Annotated in this window: 5 protein-coding genes; all 5 read right to left on the minus strand. The window is 65.6% G+C overall.

Annotated elements, in window-relative coordinates; translation table 11 throughout:
• Positions 1-225: 225 nt before the first annotated feature.
• Positions 226-1,695 (minus strand): putative nucleotidyltransferase substrate binding domain-containing protein, encoded by a 1,470-nt coding sequence (locus V7Q81_RS13895; RefSeq protein ID WP_333844397.1) that lies wholly within the window; start codon positions 1,693-1,695, stop codon positions 226-228.
• 98 nt (positions 1,696-1,793) lie between these two features.
• Positions 1,794-3,470 (minus strand): cation acetate symporter, encoded by a 1,677-nt coding sequence (locus V7Q81_RS13900; protein ID WP_333844400.1) that lies wholly within the window; start codon positions 3,468-3,470, stop codon positions 1,794-1,796.
• The gene (locus tag V7Q81_RS13905) at positions 3,467-3,775 is read right to left on the minus strand and encodes a DUF485 domain-containing protein (RefSeq protein ID WP_333844402.1); all 309 of its coding nucleotides are present in this window, start codon (positions 3,773-3,775) and stop codon (positions 3,467-3,469) included. The genes V7Q81_RS13900 and V7Q81_RS13905 overlap by 4 nt, the downstream gene beginning before the upstream one ends.
• 72 nt (positions 3,776-3,847) lie before the next feature.
• Positions 3,848-5,275 carry a sensor histidine kinase gene (locus V7Q81_RS13910; RefSeq protein ID WP_333844405.1) on the minus strand — a complete coding sequence of 476 codons (1,428 nt, stop codon included), beginning with the start codon at positions 5,273-5,275 and terminating at the stop codon, positions 3,848-3,850.
• Entirely contained in the window at positions 5,265-5,939 is a 675-nt protein-coding gene (locus V7Q81_RS13915; protein ID WP_333844406.1) for a response regulator transcription factor, read from the minus strand. Before V7Q81_RS13915 ends, V7Q81_RS13910 begins: the two co-directional genes overlap by 11 nt.
• Positions 5,940-6,201 lie beyond the last annotated feature (262 nt).

Here is a 6,201-nt window from a genome sequence, read left to right on the forward strand (position 1 = left end):
GGCTTGCGCCTCGCTTCACATCGCTTGCGCGATGTGAGCCTTCGTTGCGGCTGGCCCGCGCCGCGGGCCAGCCGTCAGTCCGCTGCTCTACCAACTGAGCTACCTAAGCCCGCGAATAGCTGAGATTATACCGGGAATGTTGGTGGCGGGTTAAGGCCGCCGGGCACCCCCGGCGGTCAGCCGGGATGGTCCCTCCTGCGCCGCCATTCGCATGTAACAAGTGGCTCAGAAGAGGGAGTGGAGCCGGAAGTGGTAGCGCACGATCTCTTTGAGCTCCCGCACCACCCGCAGGCTTTCCTTGAGCTGATAGCGCTCCAGGGGGGTCAGCGTCTGCGGTGCCACGTAATTGTCCGCGACTCCCCCGCTTCTCAGGCACTCGAGCCCCACCTTCAAGCGCAGCGCAAGCAGGGTCTCGTAGGTCTGGCGCAGGGCTTCACCGAAACGCTGGTCGAAGACCCGGTGGTGCTCCAGTTGGCGAGTGCGCTGAAAGGTGTTGGTCTCGGTCAGGCCGCTGTGCAAAGCAAGGCTGCGCACGCCGTGAACCACCGGAAAGAGCCCCGCTTTCTTGAGGTCCAACATGCCCCGGTGCTCACCCTTTTTTTCCAGCCGCAGCCGGCTGAGGAAGCCGAGCGCATCGCCGAACATTTCCACCGGCTGGGCGAACTTGGCGCAGAAAGCGTCGTTCGCCCGAGCGAGCGCCAGCACTCGCTCCTTCGCCCGAGTGAGCAGCTCCAGATGCCCGGCAACGGGCGTTGCATCGAGGAAAATCGCCAAATCCAGCACCGCAGCCCCGTCTGCCCGCCGCACCCAGGAGGCAATCTCCTCCCGAAAGACAGAAAGGGGCTTCGCCCATTGGGGATTGCGCGCCATGACGCCGCCGGGACATGGGGGCCAGCCCAGTGCCTCCAGGGTATCCGACAAAGCCGTGCCGGCCGAGGCAAGCTCGGCCGGCGAGATCCCATCGCGGCCGATGAGCCCGTTGTCTTGGTCCGTGCGCAGCAGCTGCTCTCCACGCCCCTCGCTTCCCATGACCACGAGGCACAGCTGACTGTGAAGCGGCGCAGGCACCACCAGGTCGAAGAGCCGGGCGTAGACGCGCCGGTGTAATCCGCTCACGAGGCGTGCCAGGGGTTCAACATGGATACCCCCGCGGAAGAGATCGTCGAGCAGCCGATCGATCCTGGCTACCACGGTCTTGAGCTCGGCAAGGCTCTGCGCAGCACCGATGCGCGTGGCCACCACCAAGGAGTGATCGGCGAGAAAGGAGAGCAGCCGCACCTGCTCCAGCACGCCGGTGATCTCGCCGTCGCGCACCACCACCAGCCGCTGAATCGAGCGTTCGGACATGAGGGCCAGGGCCGTGGCGAGGGTCTCCTGGGCGCCTACCGTTACCAGGTCGAAGGTGGCGAAGCGGGCAAGGGGCGTAGCGGTCGGATCCGCTCCCTGTGCCAGGGCCTCTCGCATATCGGTGGCGGTGAAGATCCCCACACGCGCCCCGTCCTGCACCAACAGCGAGGTGGCTCCCTGCGCTTTCATGAACCGGGCCGCCTGCGCGAGGCTCGCCGTGCCTGGCAGCAAGGCAGGCGGGTGTAGCGGCACGTCCGCCACGCGGGCGAGGAGCAGCGCTGCGAGCTCTGGACCGGCGTCGCCGGCCGGAGATTTAGAACCGTTGGAGGGCGGCGAGGAGGCGTGCATGCCGGTTCCTTGGGGAATTTCCCCCGGCCATAACCCTTTATATAACGAAAAGCACCGGAGAGTCCTCCCCGGTGCAGAGCGTCGCGCTGGATCCGCTCTCAGTGGGCCGCCGCGCGCGTCGCGCCGATGCCAGTCTGGGAGCGTACGAACTGGGCCTCGAAAGCTTCCGCTTCCCGCTGCGCCCTCGGGCTGCGGTCCAGGACCGACATGAGCCAGGTGCAAGCAAACGCGGCCGTCATGGAAAACAGCGCCGGGTACTTATACGGGAAGATCGCCGTCTTGTTGCCCAGCACGTCCACCCATACCGTGGGGCCAAGGATCACCAGGACCACCGCCGTCCCGAGCCCCACGAAGCCGCCGTAGAACGCGCCCTTGGTGGTCAGCCCGCGCCAGAACATGGACAAGAACAGTACGGGGAAGTTGGCGCTCGCGGCGATGGCGAACGCGAGCCCCACCATGAAGGCGATGTTTTGCTTCTCGAACAGGATGCCGAGGATGATGGCGAGTATCCCCAGCACCAAAGTGGCGATCTTGGACACTCGGATCTCCGTGCGCTCATCCACCCGGCCTTTTCTCCATACCGAGGCGTAGAGATCGTGGCTCACCGCGGAGGCGCCGGCCAAGGTCAGTCCCGCCACCACCGCCAGGATGGTGGCGAAGGCCACCGCGGAAATAAAGCCCAGGAAAAGGCTGCCACCGACCGCGTTCGCCAGATGCACGGCCGCCATATTGCTGCCTCCCACCAGGGCACCCGTGGCGGTCAGGAAGGCGGGATTGGTGCTCACGAACACGATGGCACCGAAGCCGATGATGAAGGTGAGGATGTAGAAGTAGCCGATGAAGCCGGTGGCGTAGAAAACGCTCTTGCGTGCCTCCTTGGCGTCCGCCACGGTGAAGAAGCGCATCAGAATATGGGGCAATCCCGCGGTGCCGAACATGAGGGCCATGCCCAAAGAGATGGCGGACACCGGATCTGACACCAAGGTGCCGGGAGACATGATGGCTTCATGCTTGGCGTGCACCTCCACGGAGGTGGCAAACAGAGCCTCCAGGCTGAAACCGTAGTGGTAGAGCACCATGAAGGCCATGAAGCTCGCGCCGGAGAGTAACAACACCGCCTTGATGATCTGCACCCAGGTGGTGGCCAGCATACCCCCGAACATGACGTACATGACCATCAGCACTCCCACTAGGATGACGGCGTAGGCGTAGGGCAGCCCGAACAGGAGCTGGATCAACTGCCCCGCCCCCACCATCTGGGCGATGAGATAGAGCGCCACGGTGGTGAGGGTGCCGCAGGCTGCCAGGCTGCGGATCGGAGTCTGCTGCAAGCGGTAGGAAGCCACGTCGGCGAAAGTGTACTTGCCCAGGTTGCGCAGTCGTTCCGCGATCAGGAACAGGATCACCGGCCAGCCCACCAGGAAGCCGATCGAGTAAATGAGCCCGTCGTAACCCGAGGTGTAGACCAGGGCCGAGATGCCCAAGAAAGAGGCGGCGGACATGTAGTCGCCGGCGATGGCGAGGCCGTTCTGGAAGCCGCTGATGCCGCCGCCAGCAGCATAGAAGTCATCCGCCGAGCGGGTACGCTTTGCCGCCCAGTAGGTGATACCCAGGGTCGCGACGACGAAGGCCAGGAACATGACGATGGCCTCCACGTTGACCGGCTGCCGCTTGACTTCCCCCTCGAGAGTGCCTGCGGCGAGGGTGAACCCCGGTCCGGCCAGGGTAAGGGCTGCCGCCAGGGGCCATTGCAACACGTCAGGTAAGGGTCTCATTTTTTGAACTCCTTCACGATCTCGTTCATGAGGGCATCGAACTCGGTGTTGGCGCGGTACACATAGACGCCCGTCAGGACGAAGGCTACGACGATGATGCCGATACCGATCGGAATGCCCACGGTGGTCACTCCGCTGCCCAAGGGGCGTCCCAGGAGGGTGGGATCGAAGGCGATCGCCAAGATGAAGGCGAAATAGATGGCCAGCATGATCGCCGCCAGTGCCCAGGCGAAGCGGGATCGCCGGGTCACCAGCGCCTGGTAGCGGGGATCGCGAGCGATTTTGATCAGCAGTTCGTCGGTCATGATGCGTCCTCCTCACAGCCAAAGGGCACTGCCGCAACGGCAGCCACGAGGGCGCACCTTAGCTGGCCAAGCTTACGCGGGGCTTACGCCAGTGCTGTCCGCTTCTAAGCCGGGCGGGAAGGCCACGCTCACTCGGGTGCCTATCCCTGCCGGATTGGACTCCAACGAAATCGAAGCGCCGTGGGCCTCGGCGATGCTGCGCACGATGGCAAGCCCCAGGCCGGAGCCCTCCTCTCCCGTGCCCAGCACGCGGTAGAAACGCTCGAAGACGAGCGCTCGCTCCTTGGGATCGATGCCAATGCCGGTATCCTCCACCTGGAGCACGACCTGGGGCCGGGCGAGCACCCGTACCGTGATGCTCCCGGGCGGCGGCGTGTAACGGAGAGCGTTGTCCACCAGATTGCTCGTGAGCTCGCGCAGCAGCGCTCCGTGGCCTCGAACGATGGCTTGAGGCTGCTCGCATTCGAAGCCCAGTTCGAGCCCTTTTTCCACGGCCCGGTCATAGAACTCGGCCACAGTCTCTCGCACGAGCGGCACTAGATCGAGGCGCACGAAGGGGACGCCAGCGCCGGTCGCCTCGGCGCGGGCCAAGGCGAGCAACTGACTCACCAGGCGGCTCGCCTGTTGCGCGCTGGCGGCGATCTGCTCGAGGGAAGCCTTTAGCTCTGGCGCCGGGTCAAGACGCAATGCGAGCTGGGCCTGGGTCTTGAGCCCCGCCAGGGGCGTGCGCATCTGGTGGGCGGCATGGGAGACGAAACGCTGCTGCGCCTGAAGCAGCCGCTCGAGACGGGCGATCAGCTCGTTCATGGCAAGCACCACGGGTCTGATCTCCTCGGGCGCCTGATCCTGATCGATGGGGCGCAGCCGGTCGGGATGCGTTTCCCGGATGTCCCGCTGCAGCCGCTCCAGGGGCTGCAAGCCCCGCCGCAACGCCCATAAGACCAGCAGCATGGCGAAGGGAACGATCAAGAACTGGGGCAGGATGATGCCGCTGACGATGGACGAAGCCAGGCGGTCGCGGCGCTCCGTGGTCTCTCCCACCAGAATCACCAAGGCCGGGGACTCCGCTGCCCCCGGCACGGGCCTCAAAGCGTACGCCAGCCGGGCGTGCCGCCCGTGGAAGCGCCCGTTTTCGAAGCGCACCCGCGCTTCCGGCTCGACTGGCCGGGAGATCGCCGGCGCTGCTTCCCCCGCAAGCACCGTGCCGTCCCGGCTGCTCACCTGATAGAACGTCTGTAAGCCGTCCGGGCTCGCCGGGGTGGCGGTCGATTCTGTCGCCGGGTCCGCCAGGAAGAGCCGCCCATCCCGCCAGCGAAGACGCTCTTGCAGCAGGTGCAGGCGTGCTTCCAATTCCTGGTCGTAGGCTTGGTCAGCGATGGCGTGGGCCACAAAGTAGGTCACCACCACCGACAGGGGCCAGACCAAGAGCAGGGGCAAAAACATCCAATCGAGGATTTCGATGAACAGGGATCGGACCGGCGGACGGGACTCAGCGGGCATTTTCGGCCTCGATGGAATAGCCGAGGCCGCGCACCGTGTGAATCCGCACGCCGCTGCCCTCTAGTTTCCTGCGCAGCCGGTGGACGTAGACCTCAATGGCGTTCTCGCTCACCTCGCCGCCCCATTCGTACAAGTGCTCCAACAGTTGCCGCTTGCTCACCAGCCGGCCCGGGCGCCCGATCAGCGCTTCCAAGAGGGCCAGCTCCCGGGCCGAAAGATCGATAGGCTTTCCGGCGATGAAACCCTGGCGAGCGGTCGGGTCGAAGGCCAGGCTTCCCAGCGCGATCACGCGAGGCGCGCCGCATAGCCCCCGGCGCAATAGCGCCCGTACCCGGGCTTCCAGCTCAGCCAGCTCGAAGGGCTTGGTGAGGTAATCGTCGGCGCCGCCGTCGAGCCCCCGGACCCGGTCCTCGGTCCCGTCCAGGGCGGTGAGGATCAGGACGGGAGTGCGCTGATCGCGCGCCCTCAGGCGGGAGAGCACTTCCAAGCCCGGCAGCCGGGGCAGGCCCAGGTCGAGGATCAGCAGGTCATAGCGGTGGGCGGCGAGGGCGGCGTCGGCCGCGGGACCGGTCTCGACCCAGTCCACGGCGTAACCGGATTGGCGAAGCGCGCGCGCCAGCCCGTCGCCCAGGATACGATCGTCCTCCGCCAGCAGGATGCGCACGGACCGAAACCCTTCCTCCTCGGGCCAAGTGCCGGGCCCTTTGTTTCTATCTATTATGGGTGGCGGCGGAAAAGGAAACAAAAAGCCCCGCTCTCGCGGGGCTTTCAGGAACGTCGATTCGCGCGCGAACCGAAAGGTCCGCGGGCGACAAGGCTTCACATATCCATGTCGCCCATGCCACCCATGCCGCCGTGGCCCGCAGGCTTCTCCTCCTTCGGCAGCTCGGCCACCATGGCGTCGGTGGTGAGGATCAGCCCGGCGA

The sequence above is a fragment of the Pelomicrobium sp. genome, assembly GCF_036803785.1.
Taxonomy (GTDB): Bacteria; Pseudomonadota; Gammaproteobacteria; order Burkholderiales; family UBA6910; genus Pelomicrobium.